Genomic DNA, 26,063 nt, shown 5'->3' with positions numbered 1-26,063 from the left:
GTGCGGCCGCCCCGGGCGGGGGCCGTCGCTCGATGGTGGACCCCGGCGGCTCGGCGCACAAGAGCGCCGCCGACCCCCGAGGAGCCCGCCTCGACGGCGGCGAGCGAGCGGAGCCTCCGCTCGCCGCGCGCCGACCGTCTCGCGCGCAGTGCAGGATCGCGTCGACACCGCGGTTCCGCTCAGGTCGCGGTCATCCCACGTCGATGTTCGTTCCCGACGCGCCGATCAGGCTCACCCAGACCTCGAGCTTGACGTCCTCGAACAGGTCGTTCCAGTCGCTCACCACCCGGTCGCAGAGGGCCGGGAAGAGCGGCTCGAGGTGGTGGTCGCTGGTCGCGAAGGTGAGGACGACGTCGGGCGCGACGTCCGCCTGCACAGCCGACCGGTTGAACGAGATCGTGGTGCTCCGGTTCGACTCCACGATGATGTCGTCGTCCGGGATCCCGAGGATCTCCTTCGCCGCAGCGAACAGCAGGTCCATGACGGCGTCGCCGCTCTCGGTCATGCGCGACTCGGCGGCCTCGTTCTTGGGCAGGATGCGGACGTACGTCATGCGCGGTCGCTCCCGCGGTCGAGCGGGACGCGCTCGGGGAGCCGGTCCCGATTCGCGCAGGCGATCCCCTCCGCCGGCTCGTCGGATCTCGGGTTCTCGGATGCTCGTGTCGTCATCGGGGGCCTCTCGTCACGTCGTCGTGCCAGCGCGGGCCGGAGCCGCAGGGGAGCAGGCGGGGGCGGGGCGATGCAGTCCCGGACCTTCCCCGCATGCGGGGGAGAGTGAAGCACATCCGCTCGCGCTCCGACAACCGGCGCCGCGGCCGGCACCGGTGTCACCCGGTGGGGCATCCCAGTTGCGCGGCGACGGCGGTCATCGCCCGCAGAGCCTCCTCGTGCGTGGTGACGCGGTCGGCGACGATGTGGATCCCGTAGCCGTCCTCGAGGGCGACGAAGGTCTGGGCGACGAGCTCCGCTCCGAGGGTCGGAGTGAATGCGCCGTTCTCGACGCCGGCCGTCACGATGCTCAAGTACGTCGCGGACTGCCGGCGGTTGAGCTCCTGCATCAGCTCCTCGTGCAGGTCGGAGCTGCCGGCGAGGACGTCGAGTTCGAGGAGCAGCCGCATCAGCGCATCGTCCGGGCCCGACGGCAGGCCGGAGCGGATCGCGACCCCGAGCTTGGCCCGCGGGTCCGACTCGGCGGCGACGCGTGCGTCGCGGTCGTCGCAGAAGCGGGCGACACCTGCCGCGTGCGCCTCGACCAGGAGCGAGTCGAGATCGTCGTAGTAGTACAGCACCGCGCCTCGGGTCAGGCCCGCCTGCTTCGCGACGTCGGTCAGCGAGAGCGAGCGCAGGCCGCGTTCGAGACCAGCGGCGTAGGTCGCCTCGATGAGGGCGTTCCGCCGCGCCGCCTGATCACGATGACGAGCCACCTGTTGACAGTACCGGCGCGCCGTGTCACTGTCGCTCCTGATTCTTTGACGCAGATGTCAAAGAATCCTGGCGCCCCGCCGAGAAGAAGGTCGCACATGTCCCAGACCCCTATCGTCCCCGTCCTGGGCGAGGCCCCGATCCCGCCGAAGGCGCTCGAGCGCTCTCTCGGGGTGAGCGGCAACGTGCTGCTGACGCTCTCGTCGATCTCGCCGGCAGCGAGCGTGTTCATCCTCGGCGGTGCCGCCCTGGCCACCTACGGCACGGGTGTCTTCTGGGGATTCCTGGTCGGCGGAGTGATCAGCCTGCTCGTGGCCCTCTGCTACGCCGAGCTGGGCTCCCGCCACCCCATCGCCGGCGGCGACTACGCCCTGGTCAGCCGGACGCTCGGACCGGCTTCCGGAAGCGCCGTCTTCTTCCTGGGCCTGATCGCCCTTCCGCTGTCGCAGGCCGTCTTCGCTCTCGGCGTCGCCGACTACATGGGCGTCACGGTCGCCGGGATGGACCCGATCGTCACCGCACTCGCCGTGACGCTCGTCGCCACCGTCGTGTCCTGCCTGAACATCCGCACCAACGCGTGGGTGACCGGCACGTTCCTGCTCGTCGAGGTCGTCGCTCTGGTGCTGCTGACGGCACTCGGCCTCCTCCACATCGAGCGGCCGCTCACCGACCTGCTGAGTCCGCAGGCGATGAACGACAGCGGCGCGCTCGCGCCCGTGGGGATCGCGGGCCTCGTCCTCGTGGTGACGCAGGGCGTCTTCGCCCAGTTCGGCTTCGGCGGTGCGGTCTACTTCGCCGAGGAGACCCGGAACCCGCGGCTGAGCATCCCGCGGGCGGTGCTGTGGTCGGCCGTCATCACCGTCGTCCTCGAGGTGATCCCTCTCACCGCCGTCATGCTCGGGGCGCAGTCCATCGAGGGGCTCGTCGGTTCCGACCTGCCCGTCCACGCCTTCCTCGAGCAGCGAGCCGGGCACGCTGTCGCGGTCTTCGTGCTCCTGTCGATGGCCCTCGCGATCCTGAACGCCAACATCGCCCTCAGCCTGCAGGCGGGCCGGCTGCTCTACGTCGCCGCACGCGACGGGGCGATGCCGCCGCTCCTCGCCAAACCGCTGTCCCGTGTCTCCGGGTCGGCGCACATGCCGCGCATCGCGACGATCGTGATGGGCGTCGTCTCCGGCGTCTGCTGCCTCATCCCGATGACCGTGCTCGCCAACGCTTCCGGCTCCCTCGTGGTCACCGGCTTCGCCTTCATCGCCGTCGCCGCCATCGTGGTGCGGCGCCGCCCCGGCGCTCAGGAGGCGGGGCTGTTCCGCATGCCGCTGTGGCCGCTGCCCGCGCTCGTCGCGCTCGTCGTCATCGTGGCCGTCGTGGGGATCGGGCTCTTCGACCCCGCACAGTGGATCAGCCTCGGTGTCGCGGCGGGGATCGTCGTCGCCGGCTACATCTACTACGCCCTGTACCTCCGGCCCCGGAAGGGCACGCAGTTCCTCATGCTGGACGCGCGCGACGAGGCCTCCGCCGAGTCCGCCGACTGACGACCGCCCGAACGCCTCCGAGATCCACCCCCGCCTGAAGAGAGAGAACCCATGACCGACTCGAACGACATCGCCATCGTCACCGGAGCGGGAAGCCCCGAGGGGATCGGCGCCGCGACAGCACTCCTGCTCGGACGCGCCGGCATGCGCGTGGTCGTCACCTCGACGACCGAGCGCATCCAGGAGCGCGTCGCCGAGCTCCGACGGGCCGGCGTCGACGCCCACGGGGTGGCGGCCGACCTGACGGGGCAGCCCGGGGTGGAGGCGGTGCTCGAGGCCGCACGCCGCGCGTTCGGCGAGCCGACCGTCCTGGTCAACAACGCCGGCATGACCTCGGTGTCCACGGCCGACTCCCCCGCCTCGATCGACGACATCACCATCGACCAGTGGGCCATGTCCCTGGACCGCAACCTCACCACCGCGATGCGGATGACGCGAGCCGTGGTGCCCGCGATGAGAGCCGCCGGATACGGCCGCATCGTGAACGTGGCGTCGATCTCCGGTCCCGTGATGGCCTACACCGGCGACGTCGCCTACCACGCCGCCAAGGCCGGGATGCTCGGGCTGACCCGGGGCGCCGCGGTCGACGTCGCCGCGGCCGGCGTCACCGTCAACGCTGTCGCGCCCGGGTGGATCGCCACGTCGTCCGCGAGCGAGCACGAGATCGCGATGGGGGCGGCCACCCCCGTGGGGCGCTCGGGGACCCCCGCCGAGGTCGCGGCCGCCGTGGCGTTCCTCGCCGGTCGCAGCGCGTCCTACATCACGGGCCAGCTGCTCGTCGTCGACGGAGCGAACTCGATCAACGAGGAGCGCGGGGCCTGAGTCCTGCGCCGGTCCCGCCCCGCCTGCTCGTGCGGTGACGGGGCGGACCGGCGGCCGGACCCGCCCGGCCGCCGGCCTCAGTCGAGTCGCGGCTGCTGCTGGGTGATGCAGTGGATCCCGCCGCCGCGGTCGAAGATCGGGCGGGCGTCGATCGTCACGACGCGGCGACCGGGGTAGGCGTCGGCGATCATCTCGCGGGCACGAGCGTCGGCGGTCTCGTCTCCGAAGCCGCACAGCACGACTCCGTCGTTGGTGACGAGGTGGTTGATGTAGCTCCAGTCCAGCCAGCCCTCCTCGTCGCGGAGCGCCGTGGGAGCGGGGATCCCGGTGATCGTCACGGTCCGGCCGCGGGCCGCGAAGGCGGATTCGAGCTCGGCGCGGACGAGCCGCGACACCTCGTGGTCGGGGTGGCCGGGGTCGGTCTGCTCGTGCAGGAGGATGTGCTCCGGCGTGGCGAAGGTGGCGACCATGTCGACGTGGCCCTTGGTGCCGAGGTCCTCGTAGTCGCGGGTCAGGCCGCGTGAGAGCCAGATCGCGTCGGTCGCTCCGACCGTGCGGGCCATCTCCGCTTCGACGCGGCTGCGATCGGCGAAGGGGTTGCGCCGCGGGTCGAGCTGCACCGTGTCGGTGAGAAGGACGGTCCCCGTGCCGTCGACGTGGAGACCGCCGCCCTCGGCCACGAGGAGGGAGTCGACGCGCTCGATGCCCAGGTGCTCGGCGACCGTGCGGGCGATGCCGGCCGACTTCTGCCACTCGGCCCAGGCGGGCGCCCCCCAGCCGTTGAAGATCCAGTCGACGGCGCCGAGGACTCCGGGCCGCTCGGGATCGACCACGAAGGTGGGGCCCATGTCGCGCATCCAGAACTCGTCGATCGGAGCCTCGATGATCTCGATCGTCGAGGCGAGCATGCGCCGGGCGCGGGCCGTCTCGGTGGGGTCGACGACCATGGTGACCGGCTCGAACTCCTCGACCGCGTGAGCGACGTCGGTCCACGCGCGGTAGCCCTCCTCGCGGCCCTCCGCGTCGTCGCCGAGGGTGATCCCCTCGCGGGGGAACGCCATCCAGGTGCGTTCGTGCGGGGCGGTCTCTGCGGGCATGCGCCACATGGCGTGCTCCTTTTCCAGGTCGGGACGGGTCAGTAGCCCGTGGTGAGGGTGCGGTCGAGGGCGTCGACGAAGACGTCGGCCGAGGCGCGTGTGATCACGAGCGGCGGCTTGATCTTGAGGACGTTCTGGTGGTCGCCGGTGGGCTGCATGATCACGCCGAGCTCGAGGAGGCGGTCGCAGATCGCGGCGGTCTCGGCGGTGGCGGGCTGGAGCGTCTCGCGGTCGCGGACGAACTCGACGCCCAGGTACAGCCCCGACCCGTGCACGGCGCCGATGAGTGCGTGCTTGTCGCGGAGCTCCTCGAGGCGCCTCTTGAGGTGGTGTCCGACGACGCGCGCGTTCTGCTGCAGGCCCTCGTTCTCGATGACGTCGAGCACGGCCGTGCCGATGACGGCCGAGACCGGGGAGCCTCCGGTGGAGGAGAAGAAGTACCCGCCGGTGCGGTAGCGGTCGGCGATCGCGCGGCTCGTGATGACGGCCCCGAGCGGGTGCCCGCCGCCGATGGATTTCGCGACGGCGACGATGTCGGGCACGGCGTCCTGCTGCTGGAAGCCCCAGAACCACTCGCCGAGCCGGCCGTAGCCGACCTGCACCTCGTCGGCGATCGCGAGCCCGCCGTGGCGGCGGATCGCGGCGTACACCTGGCTGAGGTACCCGTCGGGCAGGGCCACCCCGCCGGCGTTGCCGAAGAAGGTCTCCGCGATCATCCCCGCGGCAGGCCGGCCGGACGCCGCCAGCGCGTCGATGACCGCGACGGCCTCGGGCGCGTAGTTCACGGCATCCGCCCCGCGGTGCACGCCGCGGTAGGAGTTCGCCGCATCGACGGTGTGCACCCAGTCGGGGCGCGACGCGAGTGCGTTGGGGTTGTCGGCGATCGAGGTGGACACCGCATCGCTGGCGTAGGTCCACCCGTGGTACGCCTCGCGCATCGCGAGGATGTCGGGGCGACCGGTCGCCGCCATGGCCAAGCGGATCGCGAGATCGGTGGCCTCCGATCCGGAGTTCACGAAGAACACCGTGTCGAAGCCGTCGGGCAGAGTCGCCGCGATCCGGTCGGCGTAGTCGGCGATCGCCCGGTAGTGGAAGCGCGAGTTCGTGTTCAGCAGGTGCATCTGCCGCGCGCCGGCTTCGACCACGTGCGGGTGCGCGTGACCCACCGACGCGACGTTGTTCACCATGTCGAGGTAGACGCGGCCGTTCACGTCGATCAGGTGCTCGCGCCAGCCGCGCTCCATGAGGGGAGGCGCGGCGTAGTAGTGCTCCTGCACCTCGGCGACCGACTCGTGCCGCCGGGCGAGCACGTCGTCGGCCACGGGGACGGCGGCCGGGACCCCGATCGCGGCACCCGGGTCTCCGACGACCTCGCGCCAGGCGGCGGCGAGAGCGGGCGTGACGCGCTCCGGCGGCACCGTCCCGCCGGCCCCGCGCCGGAGGACCAGGCGCGTGCGAGCGGGCAGGACGGCGGAGTCGAGGTCGACGTCGCCCGTGATCGTCACCTCCGTCCCGCCTGCTGCCAGGACCGTGCTCCCGCCGTCGCGACGCGTGCCGGCGGAGGCGAGGGAGACCGGCTCCGCGAGCCAGACGATCACTCCGGTCGGCACCGAGTCGGCGGTCGAGGGCAGCGGGTCCGTCGTCCCGGTGAGCCGGGCCCGCCAGGCGGGGACCGTCACCAGGGCCGCTCCCCGGTCGAGTGCGGCGAGAGCGGCCTCGTCGAGCGTCGAGGCGTCGAGCCACGCGCCCGCGTCGTTCAGCGGCGACTCGGTCGTGGCATCGAGCTCGACGTGCGGGTGGAGCGCGGGGAGGACAGCGGCACCCGTCCACGCGGGCTCGGCTGCGGCGGGCCGGCCGAGAGCGGCGCGGGTGGCGGCGGTGATGACGGGGATCGGCACGGAGGCCGCCTGCGTCAGGATGCGGAACTCCCGATCGAGCGCGACGGCGGCGTAGTCGTTCTCCTCGTCGAGGCGGACCTGGGCTCGTCCGCTGAGGACGAGCACAGCGCCGCGCAGGACGACGAGGGGCCAGAGCGCCGTGATCTCGTCGTCGCCGAGGTCGCGCAGGCGGTCGAAGGCCCGGACGGCGGGGAGCGCGGTCTCGGGGGACGCGCCGTCGTGGTGGAGCACGGAGGAGACGGTCGTCGCGATCTCGCCGACGCGCCACGAGGAGCACACATCGCCGAAGTCGATGACGGCGTCGGGCACGAGCGCCCCCTCGGCGCAGAGCACGTTGTCGTCGGTCACGTCGAAGTGCCCGGCCTGGAGGGGGAGGGAGTCCTGCACCGTCGCGAGGACCGCGCGGGCGGCGTCGGAGGCGCGCTGCACGATCGCGCGCACCTCGGCGTCGGGCTCGGCCGGGAGGAGGGTGTCGATGACCCGACCCGCGTGGCGGAGGTCCCACTGCAGCACCCGGCCGCTCGCCGGGTGGGTGAAGTCGGCGAGCGACGCGCTCACGGCACCGGAGAGAGCACCCATCGCCTCGACCGCGGACGGCGAGAGGTAGCCGGACCCCATGAGGGTGCGGCCGGCGATGTTCTCGATCACGCGGGCGTGGATGCGCCCCTGCGAGGAGTCCCACCAGGTCGACATCGCTCCGCGCGGCCCCTCGACCAGCTTCGGGATGCGGAGACCGGGGCTGCGCTCGGCCACGACGGCGGCCGCCGCGTCCTGCATGTCGATCTCGGCCCCGCTGAACACCGGGTTGCTGAGCTTCAGCACACCCAGGGGCTCGGTCGAGCCGTGGGCGAAGACGCGGAAGTTCTGGTCCTGCTGGCTGCCGAGCGAGCGCAGGTCGACCGCGACGCCGAACGTCTCGGCGACGAGCCGGCGGACCTCCTCGTCGCCGAGGGTGGGAGTGGGCAGGTCGACCTGCGTGAAGTAGTCGAAGACCTCGGTCATGGCTGTTCCTCGGGGTGTCAGAGGGTGGAGGCGGCGGTGGTCGCGAGGGTACCGGCGACAGCGCCGGCGTCGTCGCGGACGACCACCACGACGAGGGGGCCGTAGGGGGCGACCCCTTCGCCCGCCGCGGTCGAGTGGACGGCGTCGGTGCGGGCGGTCCCCCGCACGCGGTCGCCGTCGAGGCGGGTCTCGACCCGCACGCCGTCGACGTACGCGGCGTGATCCTGCGCCGCTCCGCCGCTGACGGTCGCAGCGAAGCGCACGACGGCGCCGTCCTCGCCGTCCTCGACGTCGAGGTCGGTGACGGTCACGCGGAGCTCGCCGTCGCCGGCCGCCCGTGCGGAGGCGAAGACGGCCTCGTCGGGGAGTGCGGGGGTGCGCGGGGGTGTCGTGCGGCGGTCGCCGAGAGCGGCCACGGCCGACCCCAGCTGCACGAGCCGGGCGTCGCTGTAGGCGGGACCGGCGATGGTCAGGCCCACCGGGATCCCGGTGTCGTCCATCGTGCCCATCGGGACGGTGACCGTCGGGATGCCGAGGTGGCGGGGCACGAGATTGCCGTTCGAGACCCAGACGCCGTTCCGCCAGGCGATGTCGGCCGAGTCGGGGTTCACATCCGCATCGGCGGGGCCCACGTCGGACTGCGTGGGGAAGATCACCGCGTCGAAGCCCTCGGCGGTCAGCCACTCCTCGAAGTCGACCCGGCGCGTGTGCTCGAGACCGCGCAGACCGGCTTCCAGGCTCGGCACCTCGCGCCAGTCGGGCTCCCACTCCTGCGCCCGGGCCACGTAGTCGCCGATGTCGTAGGCGATGTCGTAGTGCCAGGCGCCGTAGCGGTCCCGGAGAGCGCCGGGAGGGTGGGGGAAGATGCGCGAGGCGTCGGCGTCGGCGAGGCGGTCGAGCGCCGGGTCGCCGTTCTGGCGGAGGAAGGCGTCCATCGCCCACACCGCCAGGTCTCCCACCTCGTCGTCGAGGAACTCGCGGGTGACGAAGCCGCGGTCGAGGAAGTCCTCGTCGCCGGGATGCAGCTTCTCGTAGCGGTCGACGACGGGGAAGTCGGTCTCGACCACCTCCGCTCCCGCGGCTTCGAGGTCGGCGCGCAGGGCTGTCCACAAGCGCATGACGCTGTCGCGCGTGACGATGGGCGAGGCGTTGCCGGGGTCTCCGTTGATGTAGATGCGCGGGATCGCCATCCGGAGACCCGCGAGCGGGAGCGGCTCGAGCGCGGCGAAGGAGTCGGGGCGCACCTCCGACGGGCGCGGCAGGGCGATCCACGGCTGCGTCCGCCACAGATCGCCGTCGGTCACCGGGTCGTCGACCACGACGGCGTCGAGCACGGACCGGAGGTCGTCCATCGACCGGGTGTGGGGCACGACGACGTCCATCGTCGGGACGAGCGGCCAGTTGCCCCGCACCGAGATGAGCCCGCGCGAGGGGGTGTAGGCCACGAGGGCGTTGTGCGAGGCGGGGGCGCGACCGGACGACCACGTCTCCTCACCGAGCCCGAACGCTGCGAAGCTCGCGGCCGTGGCCGTGCCCGAGCCGTTCGACGAGCCCGAGCCGAACGCCGAGGTGAGGTAGTCGGCGTTGTAGGGCGACTCGGCGCGTCCGTAGACGCCTCGCTGCATGCCGCCCGCGGCCATCGGCGGCATGTTCGTCAGACCCAGGAGGACCGCGCCGACCGCGCGCAGCCGCTCGACCGCGAAGGCGTCGTCACCGGCGATCAGATCGGCGAAGGCGGGGGATCCCGAGGCGACCGTCAGCCCGGAGACGCGGTAGCTGTCCTTGACGGTGAAGGGGATGCCGTCGAGCGGGCCGAGCGACTCGCCGCGGGCGCGGCGCCGGTCCGCGGCTCGCGCCTCCGAGAAGGCCCGGGGGTTCAGGACCGGCACGGCGTTGAGGCGGATCCCCGTCCGGTCGTAGGCCGCGATGCGGTTGAGGTAGCGCGCCACGAGCTCGACGCTGGTGGCTGCGCCGGAGTCGAGCGCGGCGCTCAGGCCGGCGATGCCGGCGTCGACGACGGTGAAGGCCCTGGAGGTCATGGCCGTAAACATACACCGTTTGTTTATAGGTGCCGGAACGGGATTCCGCGGCTCGCGCCTAGGCTCGTACCGACCTCTGGAGGCCCTCATCGCTCGACCGCGCACGCCGCTGCTCAGCCGCGACCTCATCGCGCGGACGGCTCTCGCGCTGGTCGACCGGCAGGGCCCCGACGGAGCCAGCATCCGTCGCGTCGCCGCACGCCTGGGCGTGAATCCCGCCTCCCTCTACAACCACGTCCCCAACCGGGCGGCGATGGTCGAGGACGTGCGCGCGCTCGTCTCCGCGAACATCGACTCGACACCGCTGCGGGAGCTCCCGTGGGAGGAGGCGCTCCGCGCGTGGGCGCGCTCGTACCGGAGAGCCTTCGCCCGGCATGCACGGGCCGTCCCGCTGCTGATGACCGAGCGCGTCTCGGCGCCCGTCCTCCTCGCGCAGTACGAGGACTTCGCGGCCGCCGCGGAGGTGGCCGGATGGGCGCCCCGCGACGTGATCCCGCTGCTGACGGCCTTCGAGTCGTTCATCCTCGGCAGCGTCCTCGACATGTCGGGGCCCACCGTCGTGTTCGACCCCACCGGGCAGGAGGGCGACTTCCCCCGCTTCTCCGCGGCCTTCGAGACGCTCGCCGGCGAGGATCCCGCCGACCCGGTCGCCACGCGGTCCTTCGAGCTGGGGCTCGACCTGCTCGTCGCCTCGGCGCGGCCGCGCTGATCCGACGCCCCCGACCGGTCCTCCGCCTCCACGTCTTCGCGGATCCGTCTAGCCGCTCGTAAACAAACGATGTATGTTTTGCCCACCGTGAGACCTTCTCGGGCAGGCACGGACGACCGACTCGCAGCGCTGACCCGATCCTCCAGGCCGAGCTTCCGGACGGCCCGTCCTCCGCCCCGTCAGGGCTCGGATTCCTGAGCTGGCGCCGATGCCAGAGAAATGGATGACGATGACCGTCACCGACTCCATCCGTCTGCCTCTGACACCGCGACGAGCCGTCTCCACGTTCGCGATGTCGATGCTGGGGCTGCTGACAGCCAATCTGCTGCCTCTGATGCTGATCGCGCTCGAGCAGTCCCTCGGTCTGACGATCACGCAGGCGGGAGGCGTGCTGACCGGCTCGCTGCTGGCGACGGCCGTCGCCTGCACGGCGGCGACGCGGTGGGCGGAGGGCGCGGGTCGCGTCCGAGTGGCTCAGGTCGGTCTCGCCGTCTCCGCCGTCGCCTTCGGCATCGCAGCGGTGGACCTCGGCGTCGCCGCCACCGTCACCGCCGTGATCGTCGGCGGCGCGGGTGCGGGCGGAGCACTCGCGGCCAGTGGCGCCGCCCTGGCCGCGCTGAAGAACGCCAACCGCACGTCCGCGCTGAACGGGCTGGTGAACCGCGCGGTCGTGACCGCGGTGCTGGCCGTGATCCCTCTCATCGGCATCACGACCGGCAGCGCGTTCGGGTGCGTCGCGGCGATCTCGCTCGTCCTGCTGTTCACGGCGACGTGGCTCCCCCGCGCACCCGTCGCCGCCACTCCCTCCCCGGTGAGCGCGACCGTCCCCGAGACGCGGAGTCGCGCAGTCACCCTCGCCGGGATCGCGTTGCTGGCGATGTTCGCGCTCTGGGCGATCAGCGAGGATTCCGTCTGGGCGCTGGCGGGCACCATGGGCGCTGACCAGACCGGCCTGACCGACGCCGGCCTCAGCGTCGTGCTCAGCGTCTCCAGCGCCGGCGGCTTCGTGGCGGCACTGGCCCTGATGGCCGTCGGCGACAGGCTCGGCCGCGCGGTCCCCCTGGCGGTGCTGCTCGTCGCCGGGGGAGCGCTGAAGCTGACCGCCTCCCTCACCGACGATCCGACGGTGTACACCGTCGTCCTGATCGCCTGGAACACCGTCTACCTGGCTGCTTTCCTCCTCTTCATCGCCACGGCGGCGGCTCTCGACGCGAACGGCCGCTTCTCCGGCCCGTGCATCGGCGTCTACCTCTTCGGCTCCAGCTTCTCGCCCCTGGTCGGCGCGTGGCTGGCCGAGTCGTTCGGCTACTCCGGCTTCGGCTGGGCCATCGCGCTCACGAGCTGGGTCCTGATCGTCCCTGTCGTGGTCATCGCCGCACTGTCCACCCGCATCGAGCGTCGCGATCGACAGCGAGAAGCGGCATCCGAGAACGAACGAGAGGTCGTCCGATGACCCGTCTTGCCCTGACCCGCGCACGAACCCTCGACCTCTCCGTGGAGAGGCCCACGTCCACCGAGGCGACCGTCCTCATCGCGGACGGCCGCATCGTCGACGGGGGAGCCGACTCCCTCGCCGCCGGGACGACGGTGATCGACATCGGCGGTCGGGTGGTGGTGCCGGGTCTCATCGACACGCACGTGCACCTCGTCTGGACGGGGGAGAGCCTCGGGAACGTGCCGCTCACCGATGCGGCCGACCTCTCCGAGATCCAGCGCCGGCTCGCCGCCGAGCGCGCTCGTCTGGGCGAGGACGCCCGCGTTCTCCGGGGCAAGGGGTGGCTCTACGACGCCGTGGACGGCGAGCCGACCGCCGCCATGATCGACGCCGTCGTCTCCGACATCCCCGTGTTCCTCGACTCGAACGACATGCACTCGGTGTGGGTGAACACCGCCGCGCTGCGAGCGATGGGCGTCGATGCGACGACGCCGGACCCGCCGGCCGGACGCCTCTCGCGTCTGCCGTCGGGGGAGCCCGCGGGAGTGCTCTCCGAGCGGGCAGCGCACGAGATCGGCTGGGCGCACCTCGCCCGGCTGACGACCGACGCGGATCGTGTCGAGTCGGCGAGGCGGGCGCTGCAGGCCTTCGCCGCCGCCGGCGTGACCTCCGTCGTCGACATGGGCATGGATCACGACGGCTGGCGCGCGCTGCAGACGATCGCCGCCGAGGACGGCGGCCGGCTCCCCGTGCGGGTGGCCGCGCACTGGCTCATCGCCGACGCCGGCGACGAGGACGGCAACCTCGCCCAGCTCCGCGACGCCGAGAACGCTCGCGCCGGCAGCACGGAGTGGCTCCGGGTGATCGGGATCAAGCTCGTCCTCGACGGCGTCATCGACGCCTGCACGGCGGCGATGCGGCACCCCTACTCGTCCGGCGCGAACGCCGACCTCATGTGGGACGTCGACCGCCTGACCGCGATCGCGGTCGAGGCCGACGCGCTCCGGCTGCGCCTCGCCCTCCACGCGATCGGAGACCGGGCCAGCGACGTGGCGCTCGACATCCTCGAGCACGTCGTCGCCGTCAACGCGGACTGGGATCGGCGGCCCCGGATCGAGCACCTCGAAGTCGTCTCGGAGGGGACGCCCGCTCGCCTCGCCGCCCTGGGAGTCACCGCCTCGATCCAGCCCGCGCACGCCGACCCGGCCATCCAGGCGAACTGGCGGGCCCAGCTCGGCGACGAGCGCGTCGAGGGCGGATACCCGTGGTCCTCCTTCAGCGACGCGGGCGCTCGGATCGCCTTCGGCACGGACGCCCCCACCGCTCCCCACGAGACGCTGCTGCACCTCTACGTCGCCACCACGCGGAGGTCCGTCCTCCAGCCCGACCTCCCGGCGAACACGCCGCAGTCGGCCGTCACGCTCGGTGCGGCTCTCCGGCACGCGACCAGCGACGCGGCGGCGTCCTACGGAGGCGACGGAGACGTCGGCCGCCTCACGCCCGGATACGCCGCCGACCTGGCCGTGCTCGAGCTCGATCCCGGGCACCCGGACGGTCTGCTCGGCAACACCGTGGTCCTGACCCTCCTGGGCGGGCGCGTCACCCACCGGAGCGACGGCTTCCCCCTGCCGGCGCTCTAGGCCGTGCCGGGCGGGGACGCGGCACCGCGTCCCCGCCCGGGCTCACCGGATGCGGATGAGCTTCTTGTTCGCGAACTCCTCCATGGCGTACCGGCCCAGCTCGCGTCCCGAGCCGGAGCGCTTCACGCCGCCGAACGGCAGCTCTGCGGAGTCGCCCAGCACCAGGTTGATCCACACCATGCCGGCGTCGATGCCGTCGGCCACCCGCAGGGCCTGCTCCCGGTCGGCGGTGTAGACGTAGCTGCCGAGGCCGTAGGGGGTGTCGTTGGCGAGCCGCACGGCGTCCTCCTCGGAGGTCGCGCGGTAGAGGACCGCGACGGGACCGAAGAACTCCTCGTGGTGAGCGTCCATCCCCTCGGTCACGTCGGCGAGCACGGCGGGCGGGAAGAAGTTGCCCGACGGGGTTCCCGAGGCCAGCACGGTGGCACCCTGCTTCTCCGCGCGCTCGAGCTGCTCGGTGAGGCGCTCGGTCGCGGCGGCCGATGCCAGCGGACCCAGCAGGGTCCCGTCCGTCAGGGGGTCGGCCGGCTGCGCCGCGGTGAGGAGGGCGGTGAACCTCGCGGCGAACTCCTCGTAGAGCTCGTCGATCACGATGAAGCGCTTGGCGGCGTTGCAGGCCTGGCCGTTGTTGTCGAGGCGGGCGTTCACGGCGTCCTGGACGGTGGCGTCGAGGTCGTCGGTGGACAGCAGGACGAAGGGGTCGGAGCCGCCGAGCTCGAGCACGACCTTCTTCAAATGCCGTCCCGCCAGCTCGGCGACGGCGGCGCCTGCACGCTCGGACCCTGTGACCGACACGCCCTGCACGCGCGGGTCGGCGATGATGCCGGCGACCTGCTCGTTGGACGCATAGATGTTCCGGTAGACGCTGACGTGCACGTTCGACTCGGCGGCGGCATCGTCGAAGATCCGCTGCACGGTGGCGGACGACTCCGGGCACTGCGGGGCGTGCTTCAACAGGATGCTGTTGCCCAGCACGATGTTCGGGCCGGCGAAGCGGGCGACCTGGTAGTAGGGGAAGTTCCACGGCATGATGCCCAGCAGCACGCCGAGACCGGAGCGTCTGACGAAGGCCGAGCCCGATCCCTCCGCCAGTCGGATGTCCTCGTCGGCGAGGAACGCGGCGCCGTTGTCGGCGTAGTACTGGTAGATCGCGGCGGCGAAATCGACCTCTCCGAGAGCCTGATCGAGGGGCTTGCCCATCTCGCGCACGGCGATCTCGGCGAGCTGCTCGCGGCGCTCGAGGTGCAGTGCGGCGACGCGTGCGATCAGCGCGGCCCGATCGGCCACGGTCGACCGCCGCGCCCAGCCGGTGTACGCCTCGGCTGTCGAGGTGATCGCTTCCTCCACCTCGCGGTCGGAGAGGAGGGGGTACTCCGCGAGGGTCCGCCCCGTTGCGGGGTCGACGACTGTGTAGCTGCTCATTCACTGTCTCCTGGTTCGTTGGTCGATGCTGGCGAGGGTCTCGGCGACGGGCCGTCGTCCCGCTCGGGGTTCGTCACGATCGAGCGAGATCGAGTGCCACGAGCAGCGCCCACAGCTCCGCTCGGCCCCTGAACTCGTCCACGGGCAGCCCGAGCTCCTGCCCGAGTGCGGTCATGCGCTGCTTGAGGGTGTGCCGGTGCAGATTCAGATCGCGGGCGGCTCGCTCCCACGAGGCGTCGTGCCGGAGCCACACTGCGGCTTCCCGCAGCAGCGCGGGCCCGTCGTCGGAGCGGAGGAGTGCGGCCGTCCTCAGCCGGGCGAGCTCGGCGACGCGGTTCTCGGCGAGCAGTCCGAGCACGGACCCTCGGCGCAGATCGTCGAACGAGCGGATCTCCCCTGCCCTCGCTCCGTTCAGGGCCGCGCGCGACTGCTTCGTCGCATCGGCGAGGTCGGCCCAGCGATCGGCCGTCGCGATCCCCGCGCTCACCCGGTCCTCGGTGATGCGATCGGCGACCGTGCGGCGGCTTCTCTGGTCGGTGAGGACGAGGAGGCCGTCGTCGGACTGGACCGCGAAGAGGCGGACGCCGGGCGAGGCGGACATCCGCTCCAGAGAGTCCCTCAGCGCGGAGGGGACACCGTCGAGAGGGAGGGCGAAGACGACGACGGGAGTCCTCGGCAGCGCGATCGAGTAGTGGCCGAGCGCCTCCCCGACGGAGTCGATCCGCCCGTCCAGGAGCAGCCGGAGGAGGTGGGGAGCGATGGAGCGGAAGCCCAGGCGCTGATCCTCGGCGTGCTCGAGCGAGAGCTCCGTCAGAGCGGTCAGCAGCGTCTCGACGGAGCGGTCGGCGGTGCCCTGGGGGCCGGGCCGGCCGATGACGGTCGCTCCGACCAGCGCACCCGTGCGGCCGAGCGTGTTGACGACCCAGTGGCCGGAGTCGTCGCGTCCCTCGTCCCGAGCCCGGGTGCCGTGCTTCAGCAGGACGCGCGCCCGCTCGCGGAGCGAGTGCGGCGCCGCTCCGTGCACGACCAGGCCCTCGGAGTCGAGGACCGCGACATCGCCCTGCAGCGCCTCCGCCGCCGTGGCCACCGCCGCGCGGAGGCCGCCCGAGCTGAGGACGGCTTTCGAGACGGCTTCCTGCGCCTGCAGGGCCCACTCGATCCGCCGCCGCGATTCGGCGGCGTGGCGATCGGCGATGAACCTGCTGACGGCGATGAACGGAGTCGCGTACGGCACTTCGATCAGGGCGAGGGCTGCGGCTTCGCACGCGTCGACGAGGTGACGCGGCGTTCCCGCCTCGACGACTTCGGTCCCGAACCCGATCGCCACCGCTCCGGCGCGAGCCAGGCGGCCGACATAGGCGTCGTACGAGGAGCGATCGGCGAACGTCGCGAACTGGCGGCCGGTCGTCAGCAGCAGCTGCCCCGGCTCCAGGAACGGGCTGGGGTCCGCCAGGTCGGAGGAGTGCGACCAGCCGATCTCGAGCCCGTCGAAGCCCGACGTCAGCAGCGTCAGCCCGAGAGGCTCGTGCGCGACGAGATCGCGGACAGTCGCTGTCATGGGATCAGCTCATCACAGATCGTCCGGGAACGGTCCGCCGTGGAGGCAGTACCGGCCGGGATCGCTGCCGCTCAGGCAGGCGATCGCGCGCGGTCGATCGGACGACGCGGAGCAGGGGCCGGTCTCCGCCGACTCCACCGGGACGTCCGCTCGCGGAGACCGGCTCGAGCAGGATCGATCCGGTCACGAAGCCCGGCTCCGGATGCCGTCGGCGATCCGATCGATCGACCGCGGATCGGCGAGGGTGGTGGTGTCCCCGACGTCACGGCCCTCGGCGAGGTCGCGGAGCAGACGGCGCATGATCTTCCCGGAGCGGGTCTTCGGGAGCTCGTCGACGATGTGGACGTCTCTGGGCCGGGCGATCGCCCCGATCCGCGCCGCCACGTGCGATCGCAGCTCCTGCGTCGCGTTCTCGGTGCGAGCCGGCTCCTGCTGCGAATCCTTGATGACGACGAACGCGACGACCGCCTGGCCGGTGGTGGCGTCGGAGGCGCCGACGACCGCGGCTTCCGCGACTGCCGGATGCGCGACCAGGGCGGACTCGATCTCCGCAGTGGAGAGGCGGTGGCCGGACACGTTCATGACGTCGTCCACGCGGCCGAGCAGCCAGATGTCCCCGTCCCCGTCCTGTCTTGCTCCGTCGCCGGCGACGTAGACGCCGCTGCCGAACCGGGACCAGTAGGTCTCGACGAATCGACGGGGGTCGTTCCAGATGCCCCGCGCCATCGCGGGCCAGGGGCCGGTCACCGCGAGCAGCCCGCCCTGGTCGACGCCGACAGGGTTCCCGTCGTCGTCGACGACGGCGATGGAGATCCCCGGGACAGGGACCTGGGCGCTGCCGGGCTTGAGCGTGGTCACTCCGGGAAGGGCGGAGATCATGATGGCACCGGTCTCGGTCTGCCACCAGGTGTCCACGATCGGGGTGCGGCCGGCACCGATGACGTCCCGGTACCAGATCCACGCCTCCGGATTGATGGGCTCGCCGACCGAGCCGAGCAGGCGCAGGCTGGAGAGGTCGAACTGCTCGGGGATCCACCGCCCGAGCTTCATGAACGTGCGGATCGCGGTCGGCGCGGTGTAGAGGATCGAGACCTTGTGCTTCTGCACGATCTCCCACCAGCGCCCGGGGTGGGGGCTGTCGGGAGTGCCCTCGTAGACGACCTGGGTGGCGCCGTTGGCGAGTGGCCCGTAGACGACGTACGAGTGCCCGGTGATCCAGCCGATGTCGGCGGTGGACCAGTAGACGTCGGTCTCGGGGTTCAGGTCGAACAGGTTCTTGTGGGTGAACGCGGTCTGGGTCAGGTAGCCGCCGCTCGTGTGCAGGATCCCCTTGGGCGTCCCTGTCGTCCCGGAGGTGTAGAGGATGAACAGGGGGTTCTCGGCGGGGAACGCCTCCGCGTCGTGCTCCGAGTCGGCGCGAGTGACCTCCTCGTGCCACCACAGGTCCCGCTCCCGAGTCCAGGCGACGTCGTTGCCGCAGCGACGGACGACGAGCACGGAGCCGACGCGGTGCGGCCGCTGAGTGACGAGGTCCAGCGCGGCGTCCACGGCGGGCTTCAACGGCGACACTGCGCCCTTGCGGTATCCGCCGTCGGCGGTGATGACGAGCGTCGCGTCCGCGTCGTCGATCCGTGCTCGGAGGCTCTCGGCGCTGAATCCGCCGAAGACGACCGAGTGGATGGCGCCGATGCGGGCGACGGCGAGCATCGCGATCACGGCTTCGGGGATGAGCGGGAGGTAGATCACGACCCGATCGCCCTGCTGCACACCGAGCGCGAGCAGGACGTTGGCCGCCTTCTTCACCTCAGCGGTGAGCTCCGCGTAGGTGATCGTCCGGGAATCCCCCGGCTCGCCTTCCCACTGCAGAGCGACGCGGTCCCCGTTCCCGGCGAGCACGTGCCGATCGAGGCAGTTGTAGGCCACGTTCAGAGTGCCGTCGTGGAACCAGCGCGCGAACGGTGGATCCGACCAGTCCAGCGTCCGGGTGAAGGGGGTGTGCCAGTGCAGCAGGTCTCGAGCCTGCTCCGCCCAGAACTCCTGCGGTCGGCCCGACGCCTCGTCGTGCAACCGCCCGGTCGCGATCGCTGCTCGGGAGAATCCGGGCGGTGGTGGGAAGAGGCTGCCCTCGGCCGTGAAGGTCTCGATGTCGTGAGGTGTCGTCATGGTGTCGCTCCTTCGCGATCGTGATTCGTCCGCCCCGTCGCCTGTACCGCGGCCGAGGAGTGCTCGACGGAGCCTTCGGGCTCTCAGGCCCGGACACCCGGTTCCCGGACCTCTGAAACGGTCACGGTCCCGGAGTCCGCGTCGACGTCGTCGAATTCCACTTCCGGCGGCTGCCGTCGGAAGCCGCGGGTGATGACGGCGAGCCAGACGGCGCCCAGAGCGACCCAGACGAGACCGGCCACGAGCGCGACGCCGGACAGGCTGAGCCACAGCCACGCGGTGAACAGGAAGCCGAGCCCCGGCAGCACCCCGAAGCGGAGGAGGGCGGAACCGCCTCGCCGCCGCTCATCGATGAGGAAGTGCTTGATCACCGCGAGGTTGACCAGCGAGAACGCGGCCAGCGCGCCGAAGCTGATCATCGACGCGACGGTGTTGAGATCGGCGACGAGGGCCGCTAGCGACACCACGCCGACGAACAGCGCTGCACCGACCGGTGTCCGCCAGCGCCGGCTGATCGAGCCGAAGAGCCGGCGCGGCAGCACGCCGTCGCGACCCATCGCGAACAGGATGCGGGCGACGGACGCCTGCGCGGCCAGAGCCGCGGCGAAGCAGCCGGAGATGTACGCGACGAGGAAGAAGATCTCGAGCCACTTGCCTGCGGCGACGTCCATGATCTGGTTCGCCGCCGCGTCGGGGTCCGCGATGTCCGCGACCGAAGGGATCACGAGAGCGGACGCGTACGCGATGGCCGTGAAGATGAGCCCGCCGATGATCGTGGTGAGGATGATCGCGCGCGGCACGGTGCGGCCGGGGTCGCGCGCCTCCTCCGACATGGTCGAGATGGCGTCGAAGCCGAGGAAGGACAGAGCGAGGATCGCCCCGCCCGCGAGCAGGCCGGGGAAGGTCAACCCGGCGTCGTACAGGGGCTGCAGGAGTGAAGCCGTGGGGTGCTGCACGGCGTAGCCGATCGCGCAGAACAGGAAGACGGCGGCGAAGAGGAGCTGCAGCCCGACGAGCACGAGGTTGGCGTTGCGGAGGACCGAGATGCCGACGACAGTGAGCCCCGTGATGACCACGACGGCCACGAGCGCGAAGATCCACGGCGGGATCCCGGGCACCTGCGCGTGGAGGTAGATGCCGATGAGGACGTAGTTGATCAGCGGGAGCAGGAGGTAGTCGAGCATGAGCGCCCATCCCGTGAGGAATCCGACGTGTCCGCCGAACGCTTTCCGGGCGTAGGTGTAAGCGCTTCCTGCACGAGGGAACACGGGCACCAGAGCGGCGTAGCTGAACGCGGTGACGAGCATGGCGATCAGCGTCACGAGGTACGCGGTCGGCACATGACCGTTCGTGGTGACGGCGACCAGGCCGTAGGTCGTGAACACGGCCAGGGGCACCATATAGGCGAGGCCGAAGACGACGAGGGAGGGGACTCCCATCGCACGCTTGAGGGAGGTGTCGGTGGAGGTCATGGCGGTCCTGTCCGGCTCAGAGTGCGACGACGACGGGAGCCGTCGCTGTGTAGGTGCGGATGCCGCGCCGCCACGTGCCGCGGACACGCACGTCGGCGATGGCGACGGGCCGGATGGCCCGGATGTCGTCGGAGAGCAGGACGAGGTCGGCGAGCATGCCGGGGCGCAGGGTGCCGCGGCGGTCCTGGTCGCCGCTCTGCCAGGCGACGCCGCTCGTGGCGGCGTCGATGGCGTCGTCCACGGTGAGCCGCTCCTGCGGCTGCCATCCTCCGTCGGGGTGGCCGTCCGCATCCTGACGGGTGATCGCGGTGCGGATGCCGGCGAGCACGTCGGGAGCGGCGACGGGCCAGTCGCTGCCGAAGCTGAGGCGGGCACCGGCCTTCCGAGCGGAGTGCATGCGGTACTGCCGTTCGCGCTGCGGGCCGAGTCGGGGCAGCGTGAGATCAGTCATGACGGCGTCCTCGAGCGCCCACTGGGGCTGGAAGCAGATCGTCACGTCGAGGCCGGCGAGCCGCGGCAGATCGGTGGGGTCGATGACCTGCGCGTGCGCGATCGTGAGGCGCCGGCCGCGGCGGAGGCTCTCGTGGATGTTCTCCGCGGCATCGAGGGCGGCGCGCATCGCTGCGTCGCCAATGGCGTGCAGGTGGACGTCGAATCCGGCGGCGTCGCACGCCGCGACGGCGTCGACGAGCCGCTCGGGCGACCAGTTGGCCAGGCCCCGAGTGCGAGCGTCGTGGTAGCACTCGAGCAGGTGCGCCGTGCGGTTCTCGAGGATGCCGTCGACGAAGAACTTGACGGTGCGGCACGTCAGGCCCGGGGTGCCGTCGATCTCATCGGAGATGCGTCGCAGTTCGTCGAGCTGTGCGGGCCAGCGGATCGGGTCGGCGCGCAGGGCGAGGTCGGCATCGACGACGAGCCGGCCCGATGCGGCGGCCGCGCGCCAGGCAGCCACGTCCTCGACCTCGCACCAGGCCTCCTGCACCCAGGTCACCCCGTGTGCAGCGAGGTGCTCGCCTGCCCACCCCAAGGCGTCGATGTCGGCGGCGATCGTGGGCCGCGGCGCGTGGTCGAGCACGAGGTCGATGGCCGGACGCTCGATGAGCGTTCCCAGGGGCGAGCCGTCGGAGCGCCGTGCGATGCGGCCCAGCTCCGGATCCGGGGTCGTCGCATCGATCCCGGCCGCCCGGAGCGCGGCGCTGTTGACCCAGGCGGTGTGGTAGTCCCAGGCGTGCAGCACGACGGGCCGGTCGACCGCGTCGAGCCAGCGGGCGTCGAACATCCCTCCCTCCACGATCGTGGCGTCGTAGCTGCCGCCGACGAGCCACGGAGCATCCGAGACGGCGGCCCACGCGTGCACGCGCGCGGCGACGGTCTCGACGGTCGTCGCGTCCCGCAGCTCCGGGCCGACCCGCTCGCGCCCGGCCAGCAGCGGATGGGCGTGGCCCTCGCCGAAGGCGGGCAGCAGGAGTCCGCCCTCGAGGTCGACGTAGTCGGCGTCGTCGGGCACGGCGCTGCCGTCGGGCGCGACGACGCCGTCGATGACGATGAGCTGATCGGCGTCCGGCGATGAGCCGTCGATGCGGACGGTGCCGCCACGGAACACGGTGACAGTCAAGGGAACCTCCTGCTGCCCTCTCGGGCGGTCTCTCGGGGTGTGCGCGGGCGCGGTCCGCGCCGGCCGGGCGTTCGTCGCCGGCGTCACTTCACGCGTTCGCCGTCGATCCAGGTAGCGACGATGGCGATATCGGGCAGCAGCTCGGGAGCGGTCGAGAGCGGGTTCGTCCTCCAGGCGGTGAAGTCGGCGCGTCTCCCGGCCGCGATGGTTCCGGCACGGTCCTGCCAGCCGGCCGCGCGCGCCGCGTTCACGGTGTACCCCTCCAGCGCCTCGAGCGGGCTGAGCGCCTGCTCCGCGCGGATGGGCTCCACCTCCGGGCGCTCGACGGGGCGGCGGAGGATCGTGTCGGCCATCACGACCCGCGGGTCGAACGGGACGATCGGCCAGTCCGATCCGAGCGCGATGACGGCGCCGGCATCGTGCAGGTCGCGACAGCGCCAGCCGTGACCTGCACGTTCGGGTCCCAGCCGCGTCGACCAGTTGTCGGTGAGGTCGGCGCGCGTGTGGTGGGTGCCGGCGGTGGGCTGCATGCTGACGATGACGCCGAGCTGCGCGAAGCGCGGAACGACCTCGTCCGGGATCGTCTCGATGTGCTCGATGCGATGTGCGCCCGCAGCCACCTCGGGGCCGAGCGCCTCGAACGCGTCCAGCACGAAGGCCACGCCCCGGTCGCCGATCGCGTGGGTCGCAGTGGGGATGCCGTTGTGCACGAAGAAGGCCAGGGCCTCGCGGTAGGCGTCGGGGTCGGACCAGATCGACTTCGTCCCCTGCCCGTACGCGTCCGGCCGATCGAGCCAGGCGGAGCCGTTGTCGATGGTGCCGTCGATGAAGAACTTCGCACCCTCCACCTGCCATCGCCGGCCGCCGGTGCCCTGCAGCCCTCGGATCTCCTCGAAGTCGGCAGCGGACGCGCCCGGATACACGAACGGGGAGAACTTCAGACGCACGGGCAGATCGCCCTCGCCCTCGAGCATCTCCATGAGTGGCGGAGTGGAGCGGTGGTAGTCCATCACGTAGGTCGTCACGATGCCCGAGGCCGCCATGTCGGACAGCAGCTCCCGCAGACGCACCGCCATCACGTCGAGGGACTCCTCCGGCGCGTGGGAGAGCACGAGGTCCATGGCGCGGATCTCGAGTACGTAGCCACTGGGCGCACCGTCGTCCGCGACGCCGATGCGCGACTCGTCCGGGAAGCTCTCGGCGCCGGTGAGGCCCGCAGCGCGGATCGCCGCCGAGTTCACCATCGCCGAGTGGCCGTCGCGCATCCGCAGGAACATCGGCACGTCGCCGGTCACGTCGTCGAAGGCGCGTCCTATGAACCCGGTGTCGGTGAAGAGGTTGGGATCCAGGCCCCAGCCGTGCACCCACGCACCCTCGGCGGACGCCTCCGCCGCAGCCTTCACTCGGCTGCGCACCGTGGAGAGGTCGAGGTCGGTCAGCTGCTCTCCGCGAGTGAGCTCGAGACCCCACACCACGTGGGTGTGACTGTCGGTGAGCCCGGGCGTGAGCACGCCGTCGACCGTCTCCACGCGGGTGTCCGCGTCAGCGAGCCTCCGCATCTCGTCGGCGCTGCCGACCGCGACGACCACGCCGTCGGCGACGGCGAGGGCTTGTGCATCCGGCGTGGCCGGGTCGAGGGTGATGATCGCGTCCGCGATCAGGACGAGGTCGGGTGCGCTCATGACCGGGTCCTCACTCAGCTGCCGTCGTGGCCAGCGCAGGGGGCGCGGACGTCGGCCTCTTGCCGATCTGGACCCAGGAGGATCGGACGATCCGCTGGATCGTCGAGTCGAGCCCGACCGCGACGATCAGCATCACGCCGATCAGGACCGTCTGCAGGAAGGGCGATGCCTGCAGGTAGATGAGCCCGTTGTTGAGCACTCGGAAGAACAGCAGACCTGCGACGACGTTGGAGATGCGCCCGAGACCGCCCTCGAAGGCCACTCCACCCAGCAGGACGACCGTGAGGGCGTTCAGCTCCATGCCGGTGCCGATCGTCGGGCTGGCCGACTGCACCTTGGCTGCGAGCATGATGCCCGCGAACGCGGCGAAGAGGCCGCTGACGGCGAACAGGATGAACTGGGTGCGCGCCACCCGCACGCCCATCAGCCGTGCGGCGCGGCGATTGCCGCCGATGGCGAGCACCTGCTTGCCGAACTGCGTGTGAGTCAGCACGTACCAGCCGGCGACGACGAGCAGCACGAGGATGACGATCTGGACGGGGACGGGGCCGAGCCCGCTGGTGCCGATGCTGCGGAAGTCCTCGGGCAGGTCGGTGCGCGTCACCGTCTTCCCTCCGGTGATGAGCAGGGCCAGGCCTCCCCAGACGCTCAGGGCGCCGAGAGTGACGACGAAGGAGTTCAGACCGAGATAGGCGATGAGCAGGCCGTTGAGCGCTCCCGCACCGAGCCCGACGAGGAGTCCGACGAGCAGGCCGGTCACGGTGGATCCCGTCGAGACCATCGTGAGGCCCGCGCTCACGCCGGCGAGCGAGGCGACCGAGCCGACGGAGAGGTCGATCGTGCCCGACATGATCAGGAACGCGAGCGGGAGGGCGATGATCGCGAGCTCCGAGGCCTGCATGAGCACGTTCGTGGCGCTGCCCAGGGTGAGGAAGTTCGGGTTGAGGGCGCCGAAGAGCGCGATGAGCGCGAGGAGCGCGATGAAGATGCCGTTCTTCGCGAGGAAGAGCTTGGCGTGGGAGCTGTTCATGGGTACGGGTCTCCTGTACGGGGAATCGTTGTCACGCCGCCGGGGCGGCGAGGGCGAGGAGTTCGCCGAGAAGGTCTTCGTCGAAGCGGTCGGAACGGGAGAGCTCGGCGACGCGGCCGGCGACCATGACGTAGGAGCGGTCGCACATCGACGCGATCTCGTCCGACTCGGCAGAGGCGACGAGGACGCAGACGCCGCGCGCGGCCGTCTCCCGGACCACTCGGACGATGTCGACCTTCGCGCCGACGTCCACGCCCTGGGTCGGCTGGGCGAGGAGGAGCAGCCGCGGCGTGCGCGGATGCGTCCACCGCGCCAGCAGGTGCTTCTGCCGGTTCCCGCCGCTGAAGGACGACACCGCCGCCGTGTGGTCCGGGCCGGTGATGCCGAAGTCCTCGCGCGCGCGGCGGTAGGCGTCGAGTCCGGTGGAGCGGCTGACCCAGAAACCGCGCCACCAGGGCTGCGAGTACCACGGCAGCATCACGCTCTCGAGCGCGGTCTGCCCCTGCACGAGGCCGTCGAGCTCACGGTCCGCGGGCACGAGGAAGACGCCCTTCGTGATGGCGTCCGCTGGACTCGTCACCACAGTGGGTGCACCCCCGAGCAGCGCCGCGTAGCGGCCGTCCTGCCCGCCGAGCGCACTGAGCAGTGCGAACTGCTCACCCGCGGCCATGCCGAACAGCCCCACGACCTCGCCCGCGTGGGCTGTGATCGTCGGCCCCTGCGTGGTCTCCAGCATCCGCTCGCCGACGTGCGCGTCGGAGAAGACGTGCTGGAGGATGTCGGGGACCAGCGCGGAGGCGAGGAGCGAGGGAGTGAAGGAGGACGCGTCGTCGTCCTCCACGATGCGGCCGCCGCGCAGCACCACGATGCGGTCGCAGACGGTGAGGATGTCGGGCAGACGATGGGAGACGTACATCACGGTGACGCCCTCGGCGGCGAGCGAGCGTATGAGGGCGTGGAGGTAGTCCGTCTCGGCGCGACCGAGGGCGGCGGTGGGCTCGTCCAGGAGGAGGATCTTCATGTCGCCCGCCAGGAGCCCGCGGGCGAGGTCGACCAGCTGGCGGTCACCGAGGCCGAGCGCTCCGACAGGGGTCTCCAGCGTGACCGAGGAGCCGACCCGGTCCAGTGCCGCACGGGCGGCCGCTGCGCGGTCGGCGGACGGGCGGGCGGGGCGGCCGAGGAACAGGTTGTCCAGCACCGAGAGGTTCTGGGCGAGTGCCGGTTCCTGATGGATGACAGTGATCCCCAGATCGCTCGCGTCCCGCGGGGTGAGGCGCCTGCCGGTCTCACGACCGTCGATGCTGAAGCTTCCCGATGAGGCGGCGATGACACCGGAGACGACGTTGAAGAGCGTGGTCTTGCCGGCTCCGTTGTGCCCGAGCAGACCGACGATCTGACCTGCGGGAACCCGCAGATCGACGTCCTCGAGTGCGGCGGTGGCACCGAACTGCACGCCGATGTCGCGCAGCTCCAGTCGCGGAGTCGGCTCAGGTGCTGAGCGGACCGCCGTCGACGTCTCCAC

The 26,063-nt window shown here is 71.6% G+C and carries 17 protein-coding genes and 1 pseudogene; 5 read left to right on the top strand and 13 right to left on the bottom strand.

The window, feature by feature from the left end:
• Nucleotides 1-190 precede the first annotated feature (190 nt).
• Both GSU40_RS16355 and GSU40_RS16350 read right to left on the bottom strand, forming a co-directional pair.
• Complete coding sequence (locus GSU40_RS16355) at nt 191-553, bottom strand: hypothetical protein (RefSeq protein ID WP_160035929.1); 363 nt, start codon at nt 551-553, stop codon at nt 191-193.
• 274 nt (nt 554-827) lie between these two features.
• The gene (locus GSU40_RS16350) at nt 828-1,424 is read right to left on the bottom strand and encodes a TetR family transcriptional regulator C-terminal domain-containing protein (protein WP_160035927.1); all 597 of its coding nucleotides are present in this window, start codon (nt 1,422-1,424) and stop codon (nt 828-830) included.
• Between the two features lie 96 nt (nt 1,425-1,520).
• Here GSU40_RS16350 and GSU40_RS16345 point away from each other — a divergent pair, with 96 nt between their 5' ends.
• Complete coding sequence (locus tag GSU40_RS16345; RefSeq protein WP_160035925.1) at nt 1,521-2,957, top strand: APC family permease; 1,437 nt, start codon at nt 1,521-1,523, stop codon at nt 2,955-2,957.
• Between the two features lie 51 nt (nt 2,958-3,008).
• On the top strand, nt 3,009-3,779 hold the full coding sequence (locus GSU40_RS16340; protein WP_160035923.1) for an SDR family NAD(P)-dependent oxidoreductase: 771 nt from the start codon (nt 3,009-3,011) through the stop codon (nt 3,777-3,779).
• A gap of 77 nt (nt 3,780-3,856) precedes the next feature.
• On the opposite strand, the gene GSU40_RS16335 is transcribed toward GSU40_RS16340, so the two are convergent.
• The 3 genes and pseudogenes from GSU40_RS16335 to GSU40_RS16325 form a co-directional block, all read right to left on the bottom strand.
• A complete protein-coding gene (locus tag GSU40_RS16335; protein WP_244229527.1) occupies nt 3,857-4,885 on the bottom strand; it encodes an agmatine deiminase family protein in 1,029 nt (342 codons plus the stop codon).
• 29 nt (nt 4,886-4,914) lie between these two features.
• Nucleotides 4,915-7,776, bottom strand: coding sequence for an aminotransferase (locus tag GSU40_RS16330; RefSeq protein WP_160035921.1), 2,862 nt, complete (start codon nt 7,774-7,776; stop codon nt 4,915-4,917).
• A gap of 365 nt (nt 7,777-8,141) precedes the next feature.
• Nucleotides 8,142-9,815: pseudogene (locus tag GSU40_RS16325) on the bottom strand (amidase); the annotation flags it as partial.
• On the opposite strand from GSU40_RS16325, the gene GSU40_RS16320 reads away from it, so the two are divergent.
• From GSU40_RS16320 to GSU40_RS16310, 3 genes are all read left to right on the top strand, one after another.
• Nucleotides 9,814-10,524 (top strand): TetR/AcrR family transcriptional regulator, encoded by a 711-nt coding sequence (locus tag GSU40_RS16320; RefSeq protein WP_160035917.1) that lies wholly within the window; start codon nt 9,814-9,816, stop codon nt 10,522-10,524. The pseudogene GSU40_RS16325 and the gene GSU40_RS16320 overlap by 2 nt on opposite strands.
• Before the next feature lie 229 nt (nt 10,525-10,753).
• Nucleotides 10,754-11,977 carry an MFS transporter gene (locus GSU40_RS16315; protein ID WP_160035915.1) on the top strand — a complete coding sequence of 408 codons (1,224 nt, stop codon included), beginning with the start codon at nt 10,754-10,756 and terminating at the stop codon, nt 11,975-11,977.
• Nucleotides 11,974-13,599: an amidohydrolase gene (locus GSU40_RS16310; protein WP_160035913.1), complete on the top strand. Its 1,626-nt coding sequence runs from the start codon at nt 11,974-11,976 to the stop codon at nt 13,597-13,599. Before GSU40_RS16315 ends, GSU40_RS16310 begins: the two co-directional genes overlap by 4 nt.
• A gap of 42 nt (nt 13,600-13,641) precedes the next feature.
• On the opposite strand, the gene GSU40_RS16305 is transcribed toward GSU40_RS16310, so the two are convergent.
• From GSU40_RS16305 to GSU40_RS16270, 8 genes are all read right to left on the bottom strand, one after another.
• Nucleotides 13,642-15,021, bottom strand: coding sequence for an NAD-dependent succinate-semialdehyde dehydrogenase (locus GSU40_RS16305; protein WP_160035911.1), 1,380 nt, complete (start codon nt 15,019-15,021; stop codon nt 13,642-13,644).
• A gap of 73 nt (nt 15,022-15,094) precedes the next feature.
• Nucleotides 15,095-16,579 carry a PucR family transcriptional regulator gene (locus tag GSU40_RS16300; RefSeq protein WP_160035909.1) on the bottom strand — a complete coding sequence of 495 codons (1,485 nt, stop codon included), beginning with the start codon at nt 16,577-16,579 and terminating at the stop codon, nt 15,095-15,097.
• Between the two features lie 183 nt (nt 16,580-16,762).
• The gene (gene acs / locus GSU40_RS16295; protein ID WP_160035907.1) at nt 16,763-18,742 is read right to left on the bottom strand and encodes an acetate--CoA ligase; all 1,980 of its coding nucleotides are present in this window, start codon (nt 18,740-18,742) and stop codon (nt 16,763-16,765) included.
• 83 nt (nt 18,743-18,825) lie between these two features.
• Nucleotides 18,826-20,214 (bottom strand): APC family permease, encoded by a 1,389-nt coding sequence (locus GSU40_RS16290; protein WP_160035905.1) that lies wholly within the window; start codon nt 20,212-20,214, stop codon nt 18,826-18,828.
• A gap of 16 nt (nt 20,215-20,230) precedes the next feature.
• Nucleotides 20,231-21,829, bottom strand: a complete 1,599-nt coding sequence (locus GSU40_RS16285) for an amidohydrolase (RefSeq protein WP_160035903.1) — start codon at nt 21,827-21,829, stop codon at nt 20,231-20,233.
• A gap of 83 nt (nt 21,830-21,912) precedes the next feature.
• Nucleotides 21,913-23,511: an amidohydrolase gene (locus tag GSU40_RS16280; protein ID WP_160035901.1), complete on the bottom strand. Its 1,599-nt coding sequence runs from the start codon at nt 23,509-23,511 to the stop codon at nt 21,913-21,915.
• A 10-nt stretch (nt 23,512-23,521) separates the two neighbouring features.
• Entirely contained in the window at nt 23,522-24,541 is a 1,020-nt protein-coding gene (locus tag GSU40_RS16275) for an ABC transporter permease (protein ID WP_160035899.1), read from the bottom strand.
• 31 nt (nt 24,542-24,572) lie between these two features.
• Nucleotides 24,573-26,063, bottom strand: a complete 1,491-nt coding sequence (locus tag GSU40_RS16270; protein ID WP_244229526.1) for a sugar ABC transporter ATP-binding protein — start codon at nt 26,061-26,063, stop codon at nt 24,573-24,575.

It is taken from the genome of Rathayibacter sp. VKM Ac-2805, from assembly GCF_009834265.1.
Classification (GTDB): Bacteria; Actinomycetota; Actinomycetes; order Actinomycetales; family Microbacteriaceae; genus Rathayibacter.
This window is presented reverse-complemented; position numbering and strand designations above follow the sequence as displayed.